Annotated in this window: 18 protein-coding genes and 1 tRNA gene; 16 read left to right on the forward strand and 3 right to left on the reverse strand. The window is 42.4% G+C overall.

The window, feature by feature from the left end:
• The first annotated feature begins 74 nt into the window (after positions 1 to 74).
• The 14 genes from dxs (at position 75) to B0I21_RS20370 (ending at position 16,885) form a co-directional block, all read left to right on the forward strand.
• The gene (gene dxs, locus B0I21_RS07635; protein ID WP_133639873.1) at positions 75 to 2,003 is read left to right on the forward strand and encodes a 1-deoxy-D-xylulose-5-phosphate synthase; all 1,929 of its coding nucleotides are present in this window, start codon (positions 75 to 77) and stop codon (positions 2,001 to 2,003) included.
• A gap of 456 nt (positions 2,004 to 2,459) precedes the next feature.
• Positions 2,460 to 2,666 (forward strand): hypothetical protein, encoded by a 207-nt coding sequence (locus B0I21_RS07640; protein WP_133639874.1) that lies wholly within the window; start codon positions 2,460 to 2,462, stop codon positions 2,664 to 2,666.
• Positions 2,667 to 2,671: 5 nt separating this feature from the next.
• Positions 2,672 to 2,884: a hypothetical protein gene (locus B0I21_RS07645; RefSeq protein WP_133639875.1), complete on the forward strand. Its 213-nt coding sequence runs from the start codon at positions 2,672 to 2,674 to the stop codon at positions 2,882 to 2,884.
• A 35-nt stretch (positions 2,885 to 2,919) separates the two neighbouring features.
• On the forward strand, positions 2,920 to 5,214 hold the full coding sequence (locus tag B0I21_RS07650) for a peptidase domain-containing ABC transporter (protein WP_133639876.1): 2,295 nt from the start codon (positions 2,920 to 2,922) through the stop codon (positions 5,212 to 5,214).
• Between the two features lie 11 nt (positions 5,215 to 5,225).
• Positions 5,226 to 5,954 carry a phosphohexomutase domain-containing protein gene (locus B0I21_RS07655; RefSeq protein WP_133639877.1) on the forward strand — a complete coding sequence of 243 codons (729 nt, stop codon included), beginning with the start codon at positions 5,226 to 5,228 and terminating at the stop codon, positions 5,952 to 5,954.
• 25 nt (positions 5,955 to 5,979) lie between these two features.
• Positions 5,980 to 9,030: a lantibiotic dehydratase gene (locus B0I21_RS07660; RefSeq protein ID WP_133639878.1), complete on the forward strand. Its 3,051-nt coding sequence runs from the start codon at positions 5,980 to 5,982 to the stop codon at positions 9,028 to 9,030.
• Complete coding sequence (locus B0I21_RS07665) at positions 9,017 to 10,153, forward strand: sensor histidine kinase (RefSeq protein ID WP_133639879.1); 1,137 nt, start codon at positions 9,017 to 9,019, stop codon at positions 10,151 to 10,153. The genes B0I21_RS07660 and B0I21_RS07665 overlap by 14 nt, the downstream gene beginning before the upstream one ends.
• 36 nt (positions 10,154 to 10,189) lie before the next feature.
• Positions 10,190 to 10,912, forward strand: a complete 723-nt coding sequence (locus B0I21_RS07670) for a LytR/AlgR family response regulator transcription factor (protein WP_133639880.1) — start codon at positions 10,190 to 10,192, stop codon at positions 10,910 to 10,912.
• A gap of 98 nt (positions 10,913 to 11,010) precedes the next feature.
• Positions 11,011 to 11,148: a hypothetical protein gene (locus B0I21_RS20085; RefSeq protein ID WP_166637805.1), complete on the forward strand. Its 138-nt coding sequence runs from the start codon at positions 11,011 to 11,013 to the stop codon at positions 11,146 to 11,148.
• Positions 11,149 to 11,339: 191 nt separating this feature from the next.
• Complete coding sequence (locus tag B0I21_RS07675; protein ID WP_133639881.1) at positions 11,340 to 13,727, forward strand: outer membrane beta-barrel family protein; 2,388 nt, start codon at positions 11,340 to 11,342, stop codon at positions 13,725 to 13,727.
• Between the two features lie 70 nt (positions 13,728 to 13,797).
• Positions 13,798 to 14,022, forward strand: a complete 225-nt coding sequence (locus tag B0I21_RS07680; protein WP_133639882.1) for a hypothetical protein — start codon at positions 13,798 to 13,800, stop codon at positions 14,020 to 14,022.
• A 74-nt stretch (positions 14,023 to 14,096) separates the two neighbouring features.
• A complete protein-coding gene (locus B0I21_RS07685; protein ID WP_133639883.1) occupies positions 14,097 to 15,407 on the forward strand; it encodes a radical SAM/SPASM domain-containing protein in 1,311 nt (436 codons plus the stop codon).
• Positions 15,408 to 15,432: 25 nt separating this feature from the next.
• Positions 15,433 to 16,293 (forward strand): hypothetical protein, encoded by an 861-nt coding sequence (locus B0I21_RS07690; protein WP_133639884.1) that lies wholly within the window; start codon positions 15,433 to 15,435, stop codon positions 16,291 to 16,293.
• A gap of 379 nt (positions 16,294 to 16,672) precedes the next feature.
• A complete protein-coding gene (locus B0I21_RS20370; protein ID WP_243835977.1) occupies positions 16,673 to 16,885 on the forward strand; it encodes a hypothetical protein in 213 nt (70 codons plus the stop codon).
• A 284-nt stretch (positions 16,886 to 17,169) separates the two neighbouring features.
• Here the strand turns inward: B0I21_RS20370 and B0I21_RS07700 are convergent, their stop codons facing one another.
• Together B0I21_RS07700 and B0I21_RS07710 are read right to left on the reverse strand one after the other, a co-directional pair.
• Positions 17,170 to 18,177 carry a PDDEXK nuclease domain-containing protein gene (locus B0I21_RS07700; RefSeq protein ID WP_133639885.1) on the reverse strand — a complete coding sequence of 336 codons (1,008 nt, stop codon included), beginning with the start codon at positions 18,175 to 18,177 and terminating at the stop codon, positions 17,170 to 17,172.
• A gap of 487 nt (positions 18,178 to 18,664) precedes the next feature.
• A tRNA-Lys gene (locus tag B0I21_RS07710) sits at positions 18,665 to 18,737 on the reverse strand.
• 274 nt (positions 18,738 to 19,011) lie between these two features.
• On the opposite strand from B0I21_RS07710, the gene B0I21_RS07715 reads away from it, so the two are divergent.
• Positions 19,012 to 19,677, forward strand: a complete 666-nt coding sequence (locus B0I21_RS07715; RefSeq protein WP_133639886.1) for a DUF6624 domain-containing protein — start codon at positions 19,012 to 19,014, stop codon at positions 19,675 to 19,677.
• On the opposite strand, the gene B0I21_RS20275 is transcribed toward B0I21_RS07715, so the two are convergent.
• A complete protein-coding gene (locus B0I21_RS20275; RefSeq protein ID WP_208292287.1) occupies positions 19,669 to 19,863 on the reverse strand; it encodes a hypothetical protein in 195 nt (64 codons plus the stop codon). The two genes, B0I21_RS07715 and B0I21_RS20275, sit on opposite strands and share 9 nt — an antisense overlap.
• A gap of 398 nt (positions 19,864 to 20,261) precedes the next feature.
• Between B0I21_RS20275 and B0I21_RS07720 the strand changes: the two genes are divergently transcribed.
• Positions 20,262 to 21,215: a hypothetical protein gene (locus tag B0I21_RS07720; RefSeq protein ID WP_133639887.1), complete on the forward strand. Its 954-nt coding sequence runs from the start codon at positions 20,262 to 20,264 to the stop codon at positions 21,213 to 21,215.
• Positions 21,216 to 21,304 lie beyond the last annotated feature (89 nt).

Genomic DNA, 21,304 nt, shown 5'->3' on the forward strand with positions numbered 1-21,304 from the left:
TTATTTGGATTTATTGTTCTGTAGTTTAGCTAATAAGTCGTTAATTTGTAACTTATTTATAGACAAGAGAAGATATGCAAGTAGAGGCCGGTCCACTATTACAACAAATAAACTATCCATCCGACCTACGGAAATTGAAATCCACGGAACTGGAGAAAGTTTGCGATGAACTGCGACAGTTTATCATCGATATCGTGTCGGTAAATGGAGGGCATTTTGCGGCTAGCTTAGGTGTGGTGGAATTGACCGTTGCGCTTCACTACGTCCTCAATACCCCTTATGATCAGATTATATTCGACGTAGGCCATCAAGCCTATGGGCATAAAATCCTCACCGGAAGGCGGGAGGAGTTTCATACGAACCGCGTATTTGGCGGACTTTCGGGTTTTCCAAAACGTGGAGAAAGTGAATACGATACCTTTGGCGTTGGGCATTCATCAACCTCAATTTCCGCGGCCTTAGGGATGGCCGTAGCGTCGGAATACAAAGGAGAAACAGATAGGCAGCATGTGGCTATCATCGGTGATGGTGCCTTGACAGGAGGGATGGCCTTTGAAGCGCTGAACCACGCCGGAATAGAGAAGTCTAATCTTTTGGTTATCCTAAACGATAACTGCATGTCTATCGACCCCAATGTCGGCGCGATGAAAGAATACCTCACCAGCATTACAACGTCTAAAAGCTACAACAGGTTTCGCGATGATCTTATAGCCGTATTGGCTAAGATATCCAAGAATGGCCCCGATGCGTATGGTTGGGCGAAAAAATTGGAACAAAGTATAAAAGGCACGCTGCTTAAAAGTGCTAACCTTTTTGAGTCGTTGAATTTCCGATATTTTGGTCCGGTTGATGGGCACGATGTAGCAAAGCTGGCCAAAACAATCGAAGATTTAAAGCATATTCCAGGACCCAAACTGCTGCATGCTGTTACCGTAAAAGGTAAAGGCTATGCCCTGGCAGAAAAAGACCAGACCAAATGGCATGCGCCCGGCTTGTTTGACAAGATCACTGGAGAAATAAAAAAGAGCATCGCTGAAAAGCCGCAGCCACCAAAATACCAAGATGTATTTGGACATACCTTGGTGGAGTTGGCGGAAGCGAACGATAAGATTATGGGGATTACCCCGGCTATGCCCTCTGGCTCGTCTATGAACATTATGATGAAGGCGATGCCGAATAGGGCGTTTGATGTTGGTATAGCAGAGCAGCACGCCGTGACTTTCAGTGCGGGTCTAGCTACGCAGGGCATGGTACCTTTTTGTAATATCTACTCTTCGTTTATGCAACGCGCCTACGACCAGGTGATTCACGATGTCGCCTTGCAAAAGCTGAATGTAGTATTTTGTCTGGATAGGGCAGGCCTTGTCGGTGCAGACGGACCGACACACCACGGCGCCTATGATATCGCCTTTATGCGGTGTATTCCGAATCTGGTGGTGTCCGCACCGATGAATGAAGAAGAACTTCGTAATTTGATGTATACCGCACAACTGCCGGATAAGGGACCGGTCGTTATCCGTTACCCTCGTGGAAATGGGGTGATGTCCGATTGGAAACGTCCATTTACAGAAATTGAAATCGGGAAGGGTAGAAAAATTCAAGATGGCGAAGAGCTCGCTATCTTAAGCTTTGGCGCTATCGGAAACGAAGCCTCCAAAGCGATACAGCTATTAAACCAAGATGGTATTTACCCAGCTCATTACGATCTTCGGTTTGCAAAACCGTTGGATGAGGCACTCTTGCATGAGGTTTTCTCTACCTTCACCAAGGTAATTACCGTAGAAGATGGTAGCCTAATGGGTGGTGTAGGATCTGCCGTGTTAGAGTTTATGGCAGATCATGGCTACAATGTAGAAGTAATACGCTTGGGAATTGCGGACGAAGTTGTAGAGCATGGCGAGCAGGTAGAATTATGGAAGTTATGTGGTTACGATGCTGTATCCATTGTTTCTGCGGCCAAAAGATTAGCTACATCGATAAAAACGAGCTCCATGGTTTCTTAAGCGTCTAAGGCTTTCTTCGTTTCAATTTAAACCGAAAATACCAAAATACGATCATACACAATGTTCAGTTTGCCAGCAGTTTTGTTGACGAACTGAACTCGTTTTGTGTAATAAACACGCATCCCATCAAAACGGAGAGGATACCGAGCTCTGCGCAGCATGGTATATAAAATCGCTGTGTGGTGGGATAATTAGTTGTAGTCAATGGTTTCAACAACATCATGAAATATTCAGCCCGCGGCGACTCCAAGCCCGCGGTTTTTTTTCTGTTTTTCTATGACAGAGCAGCATCCTGCAATGCATTCTAGTACAGCATGTAGAGCAATAGCGTACCGTGCGACTCTATTCGTCTAAAAAAAGACCTGTTTCATCGAAAAAAAAAGCGATAAAGCCATGTGCAACCTACTTTTATGCATGGACTAATTAACACAATTAATAAACTAACCTGGAACGATCATGAGGAAATTTCTCAATTTATTTTGGAAAGGGGAACAGAATAAAACACTAAACAATTGTGACGAATTTAAAATGAATGATCAGCATGCGAGCAATCTTTTTGGTGGGTATCGAGAAGCAAAACCCCCGATACATGAGCTAAAGGACACGACACTGGATCTCATGCGTGTCAATGACCTCTTAAGCGACATTGGTATTAAAAAATAACAGCTATGGCAAAAAATGATAAAAAAAATAATCGAAAACAGGCTTTAAAAACAATTCGTTTAGATGAATTAAAAGCATTCGGCATTACCCAAGACCCACAAGTGGGTAATGGGATTGAAGAAATCGATGGAGAAAAATTAGCTGGGGGGAGAAACGATAATTCAGGAACTAGTCTCTGCCAAAACTGGCCTACCGTTGGTTCTCTTGGCGGAGACTAACTGATTGTCACACACCTTCAGTAACCAGACTTTTTATGAGCATCTTTAGAAGCAAATTTAAGTTTTACAAGCAATTGGACTATATGGATTGTGGTCCAACTTGCTTGCGCATGGTATCCGCTTACCACGGAAAGGAGTATGATTTAGATTACCTGCGAGCCAATTCCTATATTACGAAGAACGGCGTAAGCATGCTTGGACTGAGTGAGGCTGCCGAAAAAATAGGATTTAAAACAATCATTGCAAAATTAAGCTTTGAACAACTATCGGAGCAAGTACCTTTACCCTGTGTGCTCCATTGGAACCAAGAGCATTTTGTTGTTCTTTACGACGTTGAAAAAAAGAATCTATTCCGAAAAACCGAAAAGTTAGTGCTGGGCGACCCGGGGCATAATCTTATTCGGCTAGAGCGAAAAGTTTTTGAGAGTTGCTGGCTAAGCGCCGACAACAAAGGGGTAGCATTATTGTTAGAGCCTACACCATCTTTTTATGAGGACCAAGAGGAACATGCGAAAAAGAACAAGGGATTTCGCTTTTTGATCTCTTACCTGAAACCGTATAAGCAATACTTTACGCAATTGATTCTGGGCATGTTGCTCGCCAGCCTGATTAGTATGTGCTTTCCATTTTTAACGCAAAGTTTGGTTGACTTCGGGGTGATGAGAAAGAAAATAGACTTTATACATCTCATCTTACTATCACAGCTTTTGTTGTTCATGGGCGGGATAGCGGTCGATTTGATCAGAAATTGGGTGCTGCTCCATGTTAGCACACGCATAAGCATCACGATTATTTCCAATTTTTTGATCAAGCTGATGAAGTTGCCCATTAATTTCTTCGAATCAAAAAATGTGGGTGACATCACCCAACGAATCAATGACCATCATCGTATAGAGACCTTTCTTACGGGTTCAACGCTTAGCACATTGTTTTCCGTTATCAATTTAATTGTGTTTTCGGTTATTCTAGCGATGTATAACCCGCAGTTGCTGTTTATTTTCGCGATTGGTAGTGCCCTCTCTATACTGTGGATATCCATCTTTTTACGCAGACGCCGCGATATAGATTACAGTAGATTTCAGCGCTCTCGAGAGAATCAAAACAGCCTGTTCGAGATTATAACAGGCATGCAAGAAATAAAACTTTATAACAGTCAAAAGACAAGACGATGGGAATGGGAGCGTGTTCAGGCTAAGCTTTTTAAAGTAAATATACAAAGTCTTGCACTAGAGCAATATCAAGAGATAGGCGCCACCTTCTTTACCCAGCTAAAGAATATCATCATCAGTTACGCTGCTGCAATGCTTGTTATCAATCAGGAAATTTCTCTCGGCGTGATGCTGAGTATATCCTACATTATTGGCCAGATGAACAGCCCGTTAAACCAGATTATCCAATTTATCAAAGGCATTCAAGATGCGAAAATAAGCTTAGATCGTTTGGGAGAGATACATGAAAGGCCAGAGGAAGATTCGGAAGACGACCTGATAGGATATAATGAGAATAATTTTCCACGCATGCCGCAAGAGAAATCCGAAGCGCTTTTCTTGAACCATTCCCGTTTCTTAAAAAATATTAGAGATGAAAAGGGAGGGATTACGATTTCGAATCTTTCCTTTCAATATGGATCGCCGAAAAGTCCGATGATTCTAAAAAACCTCTCTATGCATATTCCGAAAGGTAAAATAACAGCGGTCGTTGGAGCGAGTGGAAGCGGAAAGACGACATTGATGAAACTTCTTCTGAAGTTCTACCCAATCACGATGGGAAATATCTACGTCGATGGGGTGAACTTACAAGATATATCGGCACAGCTCTGGCGAAACAATTGCGGAACCGTTATGCAAGAAGGTTTTGTTTTTTCGGACTCTATCACGCGAAATATTGCTGTCGATGGCGACCGGATTAAGGAAGAGCAGTTTTACGATGCCGTCCGGCTAGCCAATTTAGAGGAGGATATCGCGCGTTTGCCGTTAGGTTTTTCTACCCGCATAGGAAATTCGGGTTCGGGGTTAAGCGGCGGACAAAAGCAACGATTGTTTATCGCGCGTGCAGTCTATAAGGACCCCAAGTTTTTATTTTTTGATGAAGCCACAAGTGCGCTTGATGCAAACAATGAAAAGATCATTATGGAAAACCTGGATGAGTTTTACAAGGGAAAAACCGTTTTTGTAATTGCACATCGTTTAAGCACGGTGAAAAACGCCGATCAAATCATTGTGATGCATAAGGGTGAAATCGTGGAACAAGGAACCCACGAGGAATTAGTGAAAAATAGGGCGTATTATTTTGAATTAGTGAAAAATCAATTGGAATTGGGCGCCGCTTAAAAAAACAGAGTATGCCAAGATTAACGCAAGCATTAGAAAGCGTCAGCAACGAGATGGACGAAATCGTTGGTCGCATTCCGCCATGGATCGTACGTTGGGGTATAACCGTATTGTTCGGGGTCGCTACCATTAGCTTATTTATATCCGGCTTCGTGCGCTTTCCGGATTCTATTGTCGGCACAGTAGTCATCCAAGCGAAGGAACAACCCGGGAAAGTCACTGTACGCAGAGAAAGCGCGAATGAAGAATACAAATTTCTGGTCAAGGAAGGAGATCGGGTAAAACCTGGCGACACATTGCTGTTAAGAATAGAAAAATCCGAGAATAAAATATCTCCCGTAACCACGCCGATGACGGGTTCGATTTATAGGGTAAGCAGTCGAAATACAGACGGTCTTTTAGAAGAAACAATCTGGGTGGTTCCCATAGCCACAGGGTTTCATATGAAAATCAATTATCCAAACAAAGGAGCAGGGAATGTGCAACCTGGGCAGCAGGTACGTATCGCCCTGCATGATTACCCAGATGCCGAGTATGGCTTTCTGGACGGCATCATCGAGTCCATCCTGCCTATACAGACTGATGATAAACATCAAGCGACTATTTCTTTAATCCACAATAAACTATTAACTTCACGGGGAAGAGAAATACCCATACTCCCCTTAATGGAGGGCAGTGGCGAGATACTACTCAACGAAAAAAGTATTTTCTACCGCATTTTTGGTAGCATCCTGCAGTAGTTAATGTTCAAGAAAACAATGGTTTGTGTTTAAAGATTTCGGAAGGTTATTACTTAGGCGTCCTATTTTTACATATGATACCTTATTTGAACCGCAAGGAACCACGCGTTCCCTGCAGGAGCTCGTTGTCGAAAAGTTAAGCGATGATGTCTTTATGGAGAGCCTGCATTGGGCTTCGCCAGATCTCTTCGATCAGGCCATTCGTTTGCGACAAAATAAGATCCCACCAAACAAACAAGCAAGAATCCTTCATAGTTTAAAAAAGTATGTCGTGCGTGCTTGTTCGCGATCTACTCCTTATGGAACCTATGCTGGCTGCAATGTGGTACACTTAGGGGATGGAAATCAAGCGGTTACTTCACATAAAAATCGACATGTACGCCTGGATATGCAGGTGCTGTTTCAACTGCTTCGATCGATAGCGAACAACGAAAGCTTACGGCCAATCTTGCGTTATCAAGTTAACAACTCTGTTTATTTGGTTGGAGATGCTTATCGTTATTTGGAGACACAAGTGACAAATGGACAATTGAACTACCAAATAGCCTCCTTTCAGCGAGATGATCTGCTTGATAAGCTATTAGCCAGCGTTAAAAAACAGCCATGCACACAAACTGATCTTATTCATTTCCTTGATGATCGCTATTCGTTAGCTGAGCGTAAAGCCTACACAGACGAACTTATTCGTGCGGATTTTTTCGTTGCTGATGTTATGTCGATTTTAACGAGTAAAGATCCAATCTCAAAACTACAAGCGTTCCTCCTCGCCGTGGATAAAGTATCTTCCGGTGCCGCGCATCCATACCTATTGTTCCTGCAGCTATGTCAAGAGACCATGGAAAAACTGGCCGATTATCCACTTGGAAAAATTCCGTCCCACGACATCGACGCATGCTTACAGTCCCTGCAAGAATTAGCTATCACGACAGAAACGAAAAACCTATTCCAAGTTGACTTGTCTCATCCAGCCGCAACAACAGACATTTCCCCAACGATCGTTAAAAATATCCAACAGGCCATGGCTGTTTTGGCGAAATTAACACCTTCAGAATCGAGCCACGAACGCAGAATAGCAAGGTTTAAACAACTTTTTGTCGAAAAGTATGGTGATCAATCTGTTCCTTTGATGGAAGCTATAGACGTGGAACTTGGTATTGGCTTTCCTGCGCAAGCAGCGTTGGGCACGGCAGCGTTTAATGAGATGGCAGACAGTTTGTCCAAATCTGGGGGGAAGGAACGGCCACTTCCAGAAAAATCGCTCGGCGCGATCGAAATTTGGCTACAGGAGCAGCTTAGAAACGCCTTGGAAAATGGCGAAACGGAAATTAGACTTTCGCCCGCGGCGTTGGAACAATTTGAAAGCCAACTTCCGAAATTACCACAACAGATCGCTGTTATGGGGCTATTTTTGGCAAACAATCAGCTGCTGCTTCAGAGTGTTGGCGGGGCGAATGGACTCTCGCTTTTGGGACGTTTCGGCTATATGAACGATGAAATTACTGCCCTGTGTAGCGATATTTCCGCGGCCGGGACGGACACCGCCCAGATACATGCCGAAATCCTGTTCTCACCGGAGGGGCGGACGGCGAATATTGCAAGAAACAACGATATTTTGGCATATAAAATACCTTACCTTACTTACCTTTCCGGTCAAGAAGGGAAAAATATCGCCGTTGACGATCTTTATATTTCTGTAAAGAGGGATCGATTATGCCTATTTTCCAAAAGCTTAAACAAGGAAGTAAAGCCCTACCTTACACATGCCCATAACTATATGTTGAGTGAGGTTCCTCTCTACCGTTTTTTAGCATCGATCCAGCATCAACAAAAAATCGGTCTGCACCTTCATTGGGGAAATTGGTCTAATTGGTTGCGGTTTATCCCGCGCATGACGGTTGGAAATGTTGTGCTGCAAAAAGCTACCTGGCAAATCAAGGCCGATGAAATAAAAAACATCAAGCGTGCCGATAATCCATTTGCACGGCTAAAGGAAGCGCTGACGCTGTGGAAACTTCCACGATTTATTTGCTTGGTGGAAGGCGACAACGAACTTTTTATCGATACGGACAATGAGGAGTATCTCGCGCTATTACTACATGAGCTTAAGCCACAGTCCGCGGCCAAACTTGCTGAATGGCTCTTGGACGAACCCAATACAGCGTCATCAAACAACTATGTGCAACAGTTCATTTTGCCGTTAAGCCGGCCAGAAAAGAGCCCGGTTAACAGCTATCATGCAGATAGCGAAGACGAAAGCATACAACGCGTTTTTTTTCCAGGTAGCGAATGGATGTATGTCAAGATTTATTGCGGCGCTTATGTTTCGGATCAGCTGCTGGTTAAGGTCATTCAAACACTTACCGACTCGCTATTGGTCAGTCGAAAGGTAGATCAATTCTTTTTTATCCGCTATAATGATCCACATTACCATATCCGTCTGCGTTTGCATCTTCCTGCCGGGGTAGCGGCTGTATCATCCGGGCAAATATTGCAAGAGCTTGACAGCCTGTTGGCACCCTATCTGTCGACAAGAATGGTGTGGAAAGTGCAGTTAGATACCTACCAGCGCGAAATTGATCGGTATAGCAGCAGCGCCATGTTGGCTAGTGAGCAGGCCTTCTTTCATGATTCTGTAGCTTTTTTAGCCATTTTGCAAGAAGAAGATATCTTCGAAGATGATCGGGCACGGTTTTATGGCTGTTTGCAAAATATAGACAATTGGTTACTTTTGTTTGGTCTCGCTATGGAAGATCGTCGAAACTTCTGTGCTAAGATGGCAAAAGCTTTTTCTTACGAATTTGACAAAGAAACAAATCGACAGATTGATGATCGATTTCGGGCAGAGGAGCAGGATTGGAAAGACATCTTGGGCGGCACGGAGCAAACCTCCGCTATCTTGACCAAACGGAACACGGCATTAGCACCCTTGGACTTACCGCTAGAAAATCTTTCCAGTTATATCCATATGAGTATCAATCGCTGGTTTAGCAGTAACCAACGATTACTCGAGTTTACGCTTTACAAATACGGTGAAAAAATATACAATCAGCTGATGTATCGCCATGATCACAAATAACGAACTGTCATTACTATATACCAAACCCCAAATTCGGATAAGCATTCACCTGCTTTTTTGGGGATGTGTATTTATTTTTCTTTGTTTTTTTAACCACCTCCCTTTATTCAATACCACGTCATTCAGCCGAATCAGCCTGCTCTCTAATGCGACATTTCTGGTCGCGATCATCCTGAACCATTACTTCTTTTTTATCATAATCCTCCCATTAATCCGGCGGAAAAAATGGCTGTTGCTATTTTTGGCAGTTGTTTCTGGCTACATAAGCAGCATCTATTTGGCTACCGTCCCGCTATGGATTTCCCAGATGGCCTACCCGGACAACAAAGCCTACCTCGCTAAACTCAACTTTTATGGCGTCCGCTCGTGGAGCGACCTGTTCTCGTACGGCCCCATGATCTGGGCCTTCACCACGATATTCTTTTACAATTTTGCCACCATTTTATTAAAAACAGCATTAGACTTTTATAAGAGCCAGCGTGAAAAGTTATCCGCACAGAAAGAACGCAATCTTATGGAACTTCACTTCCTAAAAATGCAGATCCAACCCCATTTTCTGTTCAATACGCTAAATAATATCTACGGCATGGTTATCGACAACGAGTTGGCGGCCAACTCCATAACTAGGCTTTCCGATTTACTGCGTTTTTCTATTACAGGATCAAAAAAAGACTGGATTTTGTTGAAAGAAGAAGTGGGTTTTCTGACAGACTACATCAATCTGGAGAAAATTAGGCATAAACCCGAAAAGCTTAACCTAGAAGTCGACTTTCATCATGTATCGGAATCGGAGCTGAAAATTCGGCCGCTACTGCTCATTAATTTTATAGAAAATGCTTTTAAACACGGCGTGAATGCCAGTGCATCAACATCATGGGTTACAGCTTCTCTTGTCGAAAAGGATGGTTTGCTCAAGTTTATCGTTCGAAATAGTAAGCCGGTAATCGTTCCGAAAGATAAAAAAGAGGACGAACGGAGGGTGCTTCGCCATACGCACGAGGGCGGCATTGGCTTGATCAATGTGCGGCGCCGCTTAGAATTGGAGTACCCCGAAAAGCATACACTATCAAGCCGGGAAACAGATACGGAATATTCCGTAGAACTTGTTTTGGATCTTAGGTAGTCAGAAAGAAAGTGATTAACATCTAAAAGAGCTTATATGAACGTATTGATTGTTGACGACGAACCTATTGCACAAGAAATTCTAAAGAAGCTGGCAGCACGCGTTTCATTTATCGAAGTGATCGGCTGTTGCGATAATGCTATTTCTGCGCTGGAATTTATCAATACTGCCAACCCAGATTTGATATTCTTGGATATCCAGATGCCCGAAATGACCGGCGTAGAGATGCTTTCTATGATGGAACGACGAGGTGCTCAGGTGATCTTTACCACAGCCTATCCGGAGTATGCGATAGATGGGTATGCGCTAGACGCTACCGACTACTTATTGAAACCCATTCCGTTTGACCGTTTCCTAAAAGCAGTGAACAAGGCGCATATACGCTTCAAAAACAGCCAGCAATTCAACACAAAGCCCGACCAAGCACATGTCGATATGGACAGCATTTGGGTTAAAGAAGGAAAACGATTGGTACAAATTTACCTGAAAGATATTGTCATGGTGAAAGCGATGGCAGACTACATGGAGTTTGTTATGCTCGACTCCCGTGTCATTGTACATGTCACCATGTCAAAACTGGAGGAGCTTTTGCCAACGCCAACATTCCTGCGGGTTAACCGCTCATGCATTGTCAAGTTATCGGCAATCCGTTCTATTCAAGATTTACAGATCGAAACAATTTTACCAAAAGAACCTAGAATCTCTATCGGTGCCACTTATTGGGATTCTGTTAAATCTCATTTCAAAGAATTGTTTTAGCCATTTCATCGAAAAAAAAGGGCCTTTAGTCGAAAAAAAGCCTCCCGGGTCTTTACGTCTGGTAGTTTAGGGGTAGTACTTATCTAACCCCTTTTATTATGAACACCAAACTAAACTTGAAAAAGAAGATCGTCGTAAAATTGACTAAAGAAACAGGTAGCAAAAATGCTTTCGGGCGAACAACGACGGGCACTGTGAGCGAAACCGTTTCGGGAACCATAGTATTCAATCAGTAAATGGAAAAGCAAATGAAAAAGGTTGTATCGGTTTTTGCCGGTCAGCCTTTTTCGCTTTTAGAGGCTGTACATAACCCCCATCGTTTTGTATTTCATCGAAAATAAAAGTCCGTTCGTCTAAAAATATACCCTCAAATTGCTTTTACCTATTTCTTTGAAATACGTTACCGAGATACTTAAATCTGATATTGATGAAGCGTTTACTAGCACTCTTTTTTATTTTCCTTGTCACTGAGAAGTGTAGTCTAGCGCAAGAGAGCCGAGTGCGGGGGAAAGTGCTTAGTTTACATGCACAAGACATCGCTTTTGCGTCTGTGCGCTTATCAGCAGAGGCGCCAACGGCGGGACGTCAGGACCTAGGGATGGTAAGCAATGAGAGCGGTGAATTTACCTTTGACAAAGTACCTAACGGTGCCTACGTCCTCCAGATCAGTATGGTCGGTTATAAACCTTTGGAAAGAAGCCTTCAGATCCTAAAGGACACCATTCTGCAAGATCTGTATTTGGAGCTAGAGGGCACCTTACTCGAAGAAATCACGGTAACCCATAAGAAACCATTGGTAAGCCGTTTAGTAGACCGTTATGTCTTGAACGTTGGTGAAAGTATTCTTTCGTCAGGACGTTCGACTTTCGAGCTATTAAAATATGCTCCCGGCGTAATGGTCAAGGGTAGCCAGATCAGCATCAACGGAAACACATCAACCAAGGTGATGGTGAACGGCCGACTATTGAGGCTTAGCGGAGATCAGCTCCAAAATTACCTCGCTACGCTCCGCTCGGAAGACATTGCCTCCATTGAAGTTGTTCCAAATCCAGGGGCAGAATATGAAGCGGAAGGCAGTGGTGGCCTTCTGGACATAAAGTTAAAAAAGGGTACAAAATCAGGGTGGAACGGCACCATCGGTCTCGGCGCAACAACACCGATTTGGCCAAGCTACAACGGAAATACACAGTTGAACTACGGCGGCGAGAAATTGCAAGCCTATGGCAGCTATAACTATACGCAGCGAGAAGCCGATGCCACTTTCGGAGACCGGCGTTTTGCTGACCAAAGCACCTACCAAACGGATAGTGAGACCGCATATAAAAACAGAGCGCATAATGTGCGCTTGGGCACCAACTATGCCATCAATGATGCGCATACCGTGGGGCTGGAATACAACGGCAGTTTTAATGACGCGAAAAGCCAAACACAGTCCAGCGCAGTATTAAACGATTTGCGCAACAACCGGTTCAATACTATCTCGGGTGATTTCAATACCGACAATAGGAATCGCTTTAATAATGTTTCTTTCAATTACGATTGGAAGATGGATACGCTAGGCACTACGCTTATTTTCATCGGCGACTATACCAGTCTGTCGAGAACGTCGGGCGCTAATTTTCTATCCCGATATACCGATCAGGGGAACAATTTTCTATTTGACTCCCTTTACCGAAATGCTATACCAACTGATATCGAGAACTATAATGTATCCGCCGACTTTGCCAAGAAAATAGGGGGCCGCGGACAGTTGAAAGCCGGGCTAAAATATACCAAGACGAATACTGTAAATGATGTCCTTTATGAATATTGGGACAATGATGGGTATGTGAAAGACGAGGAAAGAAGCAATACGTTTGATTACCAGGAAGAGATATTTGCGGCGTATGGGCAATACGGGTTTTCGTTGGATAAATTTGCTTTCCAAGCGGGTCTTCGTGTAGAAAAGACGCGTTCTGAAGGAAACTCTGTAGGCCTGTCTACATTCAACCGAGATTATTTGGGTCTATTTCCTTCTATGTATGTTAAATACGATCTCCATCAAAATCACTCCTTGGCGCTGCGCTATAATAGACGTTTGGAACGACCCACGTTTAACATCCTTAACCCTTTTGAATGGCGAACGGATGATTACACCTATGTTTTAGGAAATCCGGGTCTTAAACCGCAATACACCAATGCCATCAACCTGTCGTATCAGCTTTACAAGCAATATGATCTTACGTTCTTTACATCACTCCTGGATGGGACGTTCGGGTCGCTACTGAGTGACGAGCCGTCAAATGGCCTCATTAGCCGATACCGTTGGCAAAACTTAGATCGCGGATATATGTATGGAGTCAATATTTTCGCTCCAATAACCGTAACAAAATGGTGGAGCATGACTAACAATGCTCTTGTTTACCGTCATCAATTGGAGTACGCGGGGCTACGTAATAACCGCACAATCTTCGAAGGAAAGAGCACGCAGCTTTTTAACTTCAAAAACGACCTCACGATTGAGCTTAGTGGGTATTATCAATCGCGGTATATCATCGCAAACCTCGTTTATGTGCCAAACTATTCCGTTGATTTTGCCATCAGCAAAGCCTTTTTCAACAAAAAATTACAAGTGCGCGGCCTTATTACAGACATCTTCAATAACGACCGCATGGACTATAACAGTGTTACCGAAAATTTGCAGCTACAGGCTTATCAGAAATACCTGACGAGGCGCTTTTCGGTCAACTTGATCTACAATTTCAGTTTGGGCAAAAAGGTGAATGTCAAAAAAGTACAATCCGGCAATACGACGGAACGAAATAGGATGAATTAACTATAGTTATGGGGGATCTCGAAAACCCTAAATAGAGTAGAGAATAATGAATAACTTAAAACTTAAAAAAATGGGTAATCAAAAAGAAATCAAAAAGAAAGTATTAGATGTGCTTAAAGAGGAATTACAACCAATCTCCGAGCAAGATGGTGCGGCATTAACAGGTGGTTTCACCGGGGCAGCAGGCAATGCCGATAGCCTTCTGCCTATCGACGACATCAATGTGCCTTGCAATGTTAAAAACAGCGGCTGCCCGACAAACACCGTAGCGAACTGCGGCGGTAGTACAACCTAATTTCCCTACAGCTTTCTTTCCATCATCGGGAGAACGTATCTTCTCCCGATGATTTTTACAACCAAATCACGACCATGAAAAACAGTCAATTTAACTACTTCCTGAAGTATGATAGTAACACCGTCCTTTTTAATACCTTGACGAGCAGACTTGTGCTGATGGACCCCTTGCTGGAAAATTTATACCAGGCTGCGGTAGAAAATGAAGAGGTAGCTGCGCTAAAAGCGTATCACGAGACGTTTTACGATCATCTTGAAAAAAATCGCTTTATCGTTGACAGTGGGTTCGACGAGGTCGAGCAAGTCAGGAAGATCATGAACACCATCGACAACGATGATAGCCGCTATTACCTGATCATCAACCCCACGATGAACTGTAATTTTAAATGCTGGTATTGCTACGAATCGCATATCAAAGCATCGAAAATGGATGAAAACACCGTAGAGAATATCTACAATCACGTCATCAATATCTTTAATGAAAATGATCGTATACGGCAATTGACAATCGGTTGGTTCGGTGGCGAACCGCTGCTCTACTTCGACAAATTGATGATCCCTATGATGGAAAAGCTCGGTGAGTTTTGTGCCGAGAGGGATATATTTTTCGATCAGAATATCACCACAAATGGATTCCTACTCCGAGAGGATATGATCCATTACTTCAAAAAATACAATCTCGGGCATTTTCAGATTACCTTGGACGGCAACCGTTTTGTACATGATACGGTACGTTTTGTTTCCAAAGCACGGGGGTCGTATGACGATATTCTGAACAATATGAAATTGCTCGTTCGTCATGCGCTTCCGGTCACTGCACGGATAAATTTTACCAAATCAAATCTGGACGGTATTGAAGAGATTTACGATGATCTTCACGATATGAGCAGCGAAGAGCGGAAGTATTTTGATATCTCTTTCCATCAGGTGTGGCAAGAAACGGCTACGGACCTGACCGATAGGCTGGACTATCTGATCAACTACTTCCGCGAACGAGGGATCACAACACGAGACGGAAATATTCCCAACAACCTTGTTGGTTCCTGCTATGCGGATAAGAAAAACCACGCGACAATAAACTATGATGGGAATGTGTTCAAGTGCACAGCGCGCGACTTTAACGAGACGAGCAGAGAAGGCATTTTGAATGATGAAGGAAATATTATCTGGAATGAGAAATTTCACAGCAGAATGGATATCAAACTTCGGAATAAACCCTGCCATAGCTGTGGTATCCTTCCTTTGTGTAACGGGGGCTGTTCCCAGGTGGCCATAGAGGCTAACGGGGAAGATTTCTGTGTGTATAATTTTGACGAGGACAAAAAGCGAGAAATTGTATATAGAAAAGTGAAAGATATATTGCATAAACAAGCCGTTCCTGCCTAACCGCGTAAAACACATTGATAAAAGCATGATGGAAAAAACACATGATACCTCAACTCCTATCCGCAGCAATCACTCTTTTGGCGAATATATAGACTCTATTATCCATGATAAATTGGAAAGCGACGGCCAGATCATTCGATTACTAGACCTATACAACGTTGGTTTTGCAGCAAGTAAAAAGGGCGATCTGGTAGAAGCGGGCATTCAATTCGAATTGGCCCATTCGTTGGTTGAAAATACGACTGTGGAATCGCTGCGTTGGGTTACAGCGCTAAGTGGCGGAAACCTTTCTTATTATTTCTATAAAGCGGGTGATTATGATGCGGCGAATACGCAAACCCTCAAGAATATAGAGGCGTCGCAATACATCATGCAAAAATATGCCTGTTGGGGTCTTTTTTGGGGTGAAATACAGCAGTTGCATAATTTGGGGAGGATGCAGCTCAAACAAAATAACGTGGATGCTTTTCTTGAAAAATGTGGTGCAACCTTCCCAAAGATGTATCTCGCCTTTGCGGAATGGAAAGGCACAAGGATCAAGGACGATTGGGAATGGCAATCGTTTACGGCTATCGGTTATGACATGCTTATACAAGTTTTTTCTGAAACGATGCACAGCATCTTATTTGCAAAAAAAGGTAATGAAAAGGAAATAAAAAAAGATCTTTCCGGGTTTTTGCAGGTGCTCTTACCTGCGAAGTATGCCGACATCACCGGCCTACCCGAAAAGTTCAAATTGCTTGATGATTTTATTCTCTTGGTTTACAAAATACTGGAGCACGGCACAGACGCCCTAAATGAAGAGGATTTAAAATTTGTAACGGATACCAAAGAAAACAAAGAGCTCAGCAAGGTTTTGTACAATTTGGTGGTTAGCATCCCTTAGCGGTATTTTAAACAGGGGTTTTGGTATAGCCTTCGTCCCGCAAACTTTTTGCTATCGACGTATTATCGATTTTAGCCCTACCATTCTGTTTACAACGGGCAAGAATAAAAAATAGGGAGTAGATTTCTTTTAGGATTTGTCAAACAGGTCATCATCTGCAAGCGCTTTGTTTGTGGCGTGCCATACTATCGTTAAAAAATTCTGTAGTTTTAGTTCGAAGTGCAGCATGTTGGCGGTCGATGATAACGGATCGTGTTTGGGTGCTGATTGGTATTGTAGGATAACGACAGATAGTTTATTCAAAATCGCTAAGCCACCCACTCAGACTGGACTGAGTATGGGCATTGATGCTTTACCCGAAGAAATTAAAAATTCCCCAATGCTAACAGGAAATAATCTAGGCTTACTAGCACTTGTAAAAACGCTGCCATCTCATGAGGAGGTGGAGGCGTTTAGCAAAACAGATGAAATGAAAGAAATACTTGATGCGAACATGGATACGTATATCCGCACCACACGAATTCATTTAAAAGCCAAGCAGTTATTGGAAAACGGCCGTGTAATGGATGCTTGGAAGGTATTGTTGATGTAATTTGTTCGTACGACCATTTTATCGGCGACGCCAATTTAAAATAGCTTATAAACGTATTCAAAACCGTTTTACGGGAAAACCGATAGAGAAATGATAAGGCTCGGCTCTTTTGGATGTTAAGATCGTTGAAGATTTCAAGCGGCCCTAAGAGCGTAAAAAGCCGTTTCTGCTTTAGAAAAACGGCTTTTTATAAAGTGACCCCGCTGAGGCTCGAACTCTTTTTTGGGAAGATTTGAGGCGGTTGAACAACAGTAACAGCTACCTGATAGGGCTACATTTAAGTCTTACAGATTTTTTAGCAATATCTCCTTTACCTTATTCTGTAATTCTTTTTTATCCGGCAGATAAAGTTGGTACTGGGAAACAAATATCTTATTGGAAATGCCTCCAGTTGCATATTCCACCAACACTTCGTCCTTTTCAGCGGAGAGAATAATGCCAATAGGTTCATTGTCATCTTCGACATTCTCTTCCGTGCGAAAATAGTTTAGATAAAGGTTCATCTGCCCTATGTCATTGTGTTCAACCTGTCTTATTTTCAAATCAATGAGAACGAAACATTTCAGAATACGGTGGTAAAAAACAAGGTCAATGTAAAAATGACGGTTGCGGATAGATATTTTGTATTGCCTGCCAATAAAAGCAAAGCCCTTTCCTAATTCGAGCAGGAACAACTGTAGATTATCGATAATCTTTTGTTCGAGTGCCTTTTCCGTCATACGGTGGCTTTGTGGTATTTTGAGAAAGTCCAGAACATACGGGTCTTTTATCGCTTCAGTGGGGTCGGTAACGATATGCCCTTTTTCTGCAAGTTGCAATATGCCCTTTTTGTCTTTGCTCAAAGCTAAGCGTTCAAACAGGGACGAATTTATTTGTCTTTCAAGTTCCCTATATCCCCAATTTTCCAGTACAGACTGTTTTTCATAAAATTTCCTTGCTGTGTCGTCCGATACCCCCAATAAGGTAACAAAATGTGTCCAGTTCAATTTGGCAGGCACTGCCTGCCATTTTTGGTACATCAGGTAAAAACGTCGCATATCTAAAATGTTCCGCCTGCCATATCCTTTGCCATATCGTTGTTTAAGGTCTTTGGAAAGATTTGACAATAAGTCGCTTCCGTACTCTGCCCGTCCCTTTCCGTGCTGTTCATATTCTACAATGTGCCTGCCAATTTCCCAATTAGCTTTCACCAATTCAGTATTTACAAACTTAATGGCATTCTGTCTCGCCTGCTCAATGGTAACACCAATATTGTCGAGCAGTTGTTCGTATTTCGAGTTTGAAAGTTCCATAGACGTATTTTAAACAAACAAATTTAAACATTCTGCCACGAAATTCACCTTTCAAGCCAATTACAGACAGGCCAAGGCAGACGTAGTGCATATTGTGGAAAGCGATATGGAGTATCATACTGTACGGCCTTCTTTATCATCTTCAAAGAATGGAAGATAGAGATTTAGCCATTTGCGAAGCTAAACGTATTTTGAGAAATAATGAGATCATTCTGGGATTTGCCATTAATTATACAGCATCGACAAAGGTTGGTCTTTTAAATGGCTTAATTCACAAAAAACCATTTTTTGAAATGTACAAAGAAGAATTAACTAGGCCAATTTCTACAAGCCCTATTTGGAAATTAGAAACCGGAGGTGATGTTACGATACACCACATCGAACCCCAAAAACAAATTCAGCATCAACGTATATATGTCAGAATATCAGTAAAATATAAGAAAATAAAAAGGGACAAATCTGCTATTTTCAGACTTGTCCCAAGAGGTGACCCCGCTGAGGCTCGAACTCAGGACCCACAGATTAAGAGTCTGTTGCTCTACCAACTGAGCTACGAAGTCGATGTTTCACAAATGTACTAGCTAGCGCTAAAAATCGCAACGGTTTTGCGTTAATTTTTACCATGTGATATAGCACTGACAAAAAACGAACCTTTGGATGCGGCACAGCTGCCAAACATAGTTCGTGGCTATATTCCGTTATGCACCCGCTCAAGCAAGGCTCAAGCCAATATCCCATGATAAAACAGGAGCAATTTGTTCTTACCAAAATGTGTTCGTTTTGTTATGTCGTAAGCATTACCTAATTTAGAGCGGCTCTACAATTCTTTAAATCATGAAAAAATTTCTGTTCACCATCGCCCTTTTTACCGCTTTCGTTTCTTTTAGTTGTAAAACAGCCAAGCCTGTGCAGGAACAGGAGCGCGAGCGGATGAAAGATGAACTGCGCGAAATGGTCGCCATCGATCAAGTAGCAGCGAAGGTGAGGACAGGGAAATATAAAGATTATACAGAAGAACAGTGGCAAGCCTTTAAGGACAGCGTTTTTCAGACCAATCACAAAGTCCTTGAGGGTTATTTTTCCCGATATGGTTATTTGGGTTACCAGCAAGTGGGTAAAGAAAGCTCCAATCATTTTTGGCTATTGGTGCAGCACTGCGACCATGACCCCGCATTTCAACGGAAGGTGTTAAAGGCGATGCAGAAAGAAGTAAAAAGGGAGAATGCAAACCCGGAGAACTATGCTTATCTTTTTGATCGGGTGCAAGTGAACGCTGGTGAAAAACAGCGCTTTGGAACTCAGGTAGATTATCTGGTGAGGACAACAGGAAGGGCAATTCCGAAATTTGGTTTGTTAGATTCCGCTCGCGTCGATCAACTGAGAAAGGAACACAATCTTGGATCGCTTAAAGACTATTTAAACCTAATGACCCAAATGCATTTTCAAATGAATAAGGCTTCGTATCATGCGAAAGGCATTACCGAGCCAGATCTATACTAGAGGTAACCGGGTAGTCTGTTGTGCGGCATGACGTTCTAGCGCTGACCGCATTATTTTCTTGATGCCTAGCTTTACGCCCCATGGCAGAATGGCCTTGTCAACGGTAATCGTATTGCTGCTATGGCCGAGATGGAGTGCTCGCTTAAACGCCTTGGGATAACTGTTAAAGCAGATGGTAAAGATCATATTTTAAAAACGGACTGATTTAAGATGGTATTAAAAAATTATTCTTTTCTCCATAAATAAAACAACAGACCCATTTCCGTTAGCAACGGCTTGAAGTTTTTGATAAGCGATTTTTGTTTGCCCTGGTACATCCACCGGATTTTGGTTTGGTGCGCTCTCCCGCATCACGATAGGGCGCGCTCTCCTAGTTTTAACGTCAGAAAAATAAAGGTTTCTCTTTGTGATAATTATCTCGTTTAGTGTTTCAAATAAGTGGTGATACACCCTGTGCTGTTATTTATATTTCTTTTATATTTGATTAGGTTCCATTGTGTTTTTGTTTTTTTTCGATTTCTTTTCTTTTTTTAGAATAAATATTTATTTTCGCGACGTTTATTAATCAAAAAAACACATATATAATGCTTAATCAAAACAAATCATTTACATCGGTATTGTTTTTTGTCGGAATAGTCGCGACTTTATCGCTAATTTCGTCCTGTAAGAAAAGTGATGTTCATCATGAAGAAAAAATTTTGTTTCCCGACGATGGGGATGATCGAGAATTTGATAATCTTATTGTAACATACAATGTAAATGGTAATACGATTGTCTTGGATAAGGTTTTTCCAATACCGAGTGACGGGTCTATAGATAAGGAGATCTGGGAAAAACAACAGAAGGCGATAGACGAACATAAAAAGAGATTTAAATTTTTTGCAGACATTATTCCGGCAGCCTATCGAAAGGAAATAACGCGGTTCACGGTATCTTATCCGGAAGAGGGTTCCAATGTATACGCCACTATTGGGCGCCGTAAAAACAGCTCGATAAGTCAATTTTCGCTCAACATATCCTATGATTTTGAAAAGGGTAGAACGCAAATACCGAACTTTTCAGCACCCGATTACAAACACAACACGTTGGGGTATGACATCGCTACATATGCTATGATTCACGAATTTGGACATTACATCACATTGAATAAATCACAAGCTTATTTACAGTATTATCCGGAAAGCGATAACTATGGCGTCAACTATAAAGAGGGCTCCTTTATAACCCAAATGATTGGCATTTCTTGGAACAGGGTGTTTGAATTACCAGAAGAAATATTGATCGCTATGAATAAGAGTGACATTTTCAATGCTTTACCGGGGGAATTTGTCAGTGCTTATGCCTGTAGTTCTTTCGATGAGGATGGGGCCGAGACCTTCACGCATTTCGTGTTGTTAAATGATAAGCCGCAAGATGTCGATGGAAAGAGTAAAAAAATACTTCTTTTTTACCAAGATCCAGAAATGGTAAAAATCAGAACCGAGATTAGACAAAATTTGCAACGGATGGGCATCGCGCCAGGTAAACCCAATATGTAAGTTAATGATTGGCGGTTTAAAAACGAGGTCAAAAATAGATCTCGTTTTTTTTAAACGTACCCCAGGTAGTCGTCAGCACGAGAAAGACA

Origin of the sequence: Sphingobacterium paludis (genome assembly GCF_004364125.1) — a bacterium.
Taxonomy (GTDB): domain Bacteria; phylum Bacteroidota; class Bacteroidia; order Sphingobacteriales; family Sphingobacteriaceae; genus Sphingobacterium; species Sphingobacterium paludis.

Excerpts from the sequence above, each read along its gene's own strand:
- dxs (WP_133639873.1), top strand. The coding sequence starts at position 75 with ATGCAAGTAGAGGCCGGTCCACTATTACAACAAATAAACTATCCATCC.
- B0I21_RS07640 (WP_133639874.1), top strand. The coding sequence starts at position 2,460 with ATGAGGAAATTTCTCAATTTATTTTGGAAAGGGGAACAGAATAAAACA.
- B0I21_RS07645 (WP_133639875.1), top strand. The coding sequence starts at position 2,672 with ATGGCAAAAAATGATAAAAAAAATAATCGAAAACAGGCTTTAAAAACA.
- B0I21_RS07650 (WP_133639876.1), top strand. The coding sequence starts at position 2,920 with ATGAGCATCTTTAGAAGCAAATTTAAGTTTTACAAGCAATTGGACTAT.
- B0I21_RS07655 (WP_133639877.1), top strand. The coding sequence starts at position 5,226 with ATGCCAAGATTAACGCAAGCATTAGAAAGCGTCAGCAACGAGATGGAC.
- B0I21_RS07665 (WP_133639879.1), top strand. The coding sequence starts at position 9,017 with ATGATCACAAATAACGAACTGTCATTACTATATACCAAACCCCAAATT.
- B0I21_RS07670 (WP_133639880.1), top strand. The coding sequence starts at position 10,190 with ATGAACGTATTGATTGTTGACGACGAACCTATTGCACAAGAAATTCTA.
- B0I21_RS20085 (WP_166637805.1), top strand. The coding sequence starts at position 11,011 with ATGAACACCAAACTAAACTTGAAAAAGAAGATCGTCGTAAAATTGACT.
- B0I21_RS07675 (WP_133639881.1), top strand. The coding sequence starts at position 11,340 with ATGAAGCGTTTACTAGCACTCTTTTTTATTTTCCTTGTCACTGAGAAG.
- B0I21_RS07680 (WP_133639882.1), top strand. The coding sequence starts at position 13,798 with ATGGGTAATCAAAAAGAAATCAAAAAGAAAGTATTAGATGTGCTTAAA.
- B0I21_RS07685 (WP_133639883.1), top strand. The coding sequence starts at position 14,097 with ATGAAAAACAGTCAATTTAACTACTTCCTGAAGTATGATAGTAACACC.
- B0I21_RS07690 (WP_133639884.1), top strand. The coding sequence starts at position 15,433 with ATGATGGAAAAAACACATGATACCTCAACTCCTATCCGCAGCAATCAC.
- B0I21_RS20370 (WP_243835977.1), top strand. The coding sequence starts at position 16,673 with ATGCTAACAGGAAATAATCTAGGCTTACTAGCACTTGTAAAAACGCTG.
- B0I21_RS07700 (WP_133639885.1), bottom strand. The coding sequence starts at position 18,177 with ATGGAACTTTCAAACTCGAAATACGAACAACTGCTCGACAATATTGGT.
- B0I21_RS07715 (WP_133639886.1), top strand. The coding sequence starts at position 19,012 with ATGAAAAAATTTCTGTTCACCATCGCCCTTTTTACCGCTTTCGTTTCT.
- B0I21_RS20275 (WP_208292287.1), bottom strand. The coding sequence starts at position 19,863 with ATGATCTTTACCATCTGCTTTAACAGTTATCCCAAGGCGTTTAAGCGA.
- B0I21_RS07720 (WP_133639887.1), top strand. The coding sequence starts at position 20,262 with ATGCTTAATCAAAACAAATCATTTACATCGGTATTGTTTTTTGTCGGA.